Raw genomic sequence first — 825 nt, forward strand, 5'->3', positions numbered from 1 at the left:
AGGGCGATAGTCGCTGGGTGTAGACCCGAAACCAAGTGATCTACTCATGGCCAGGATGAAGGTGCGGTAACACGCACTGGAGGTCCGAACCCACTAATGTTGAAAAATTAGGGGATGAGCTGTGGGTAGGGGTGAAAGGCTAAACAAACTTGGAAATAGCTGGTTCTCTCCGAAAACTATTTAGGTAGTGCCTCAAGTATCACCATCGGGGGTAGAGCACTGTTATGGCTAGGGGGTCATCGCGACTTACCAAACCATTGCAAACTCCGAATACCGATGAGTGCGAGCTTGGGAGACAGACGTCGGGTGCTAACGTCCGGCGTCAAGAGGGAAACAACCCAGACCGCCAGCTAAGGTCCCAAAGATTGGCTAAGTGGAAAACGAAGTGGGAAGGCTAAAACAGTCAGGATGTTGGCTTAGAAGCAGCCATCATTTAAAGAAAGCGTAATAGCTCACTGATCGAGTCGTCCTGCGCGGAAGATGTAACGGGGCTAAGCCAGTCACCGAAGCTGCGGATATGCGTAAGCATATGGTAGGAGAGCGTTCTGTAAGCCTGCGAAGGTGTCTTGTAAAGGATGCTGGAGGTATCAGAAGTGCGAATGCTGACATGAGTAGCGATAATGGGGGTGAAAAGCCCCCACGCCGTAAGCCCAAGGTTTCCTGTTCAACGTTCATCGGAGCAGGGTGAGTCGGCCCCTAAGGCGAGGCAGAGATGCGTAGCTGATGGGAAGCAGGTTAATATTCCTGCACCGTCGTATGATGCGATGGGGGGACGGATCGCGGAAGGTTGTCTGACTGTTGGAATAGTCAGTTTCTGCTTCATAG

The 825-nt window shown here is 51.8% G+C and carries 1 rRNA gene; it reads left to right on the forward strand.

Annotation, left to right across the window (positions count from 1 at the left end):
* Nucleotides 1–825, forward strand: a 23S ribosomal RNA gene (locus GTP46_RS29135); the annotation flags it as partial.

This window comes from Duganella flavida (genome assembly GCF_009857445.1).
In the GTDB taxonomy this organism is placed as follows: domain Bacteria; phylum Pseudomonadota; class Gammaproteobacteria; order Burkholderiales; family Burkholderiaceae_D; genus Rugamonas; species Rugamonas flavida.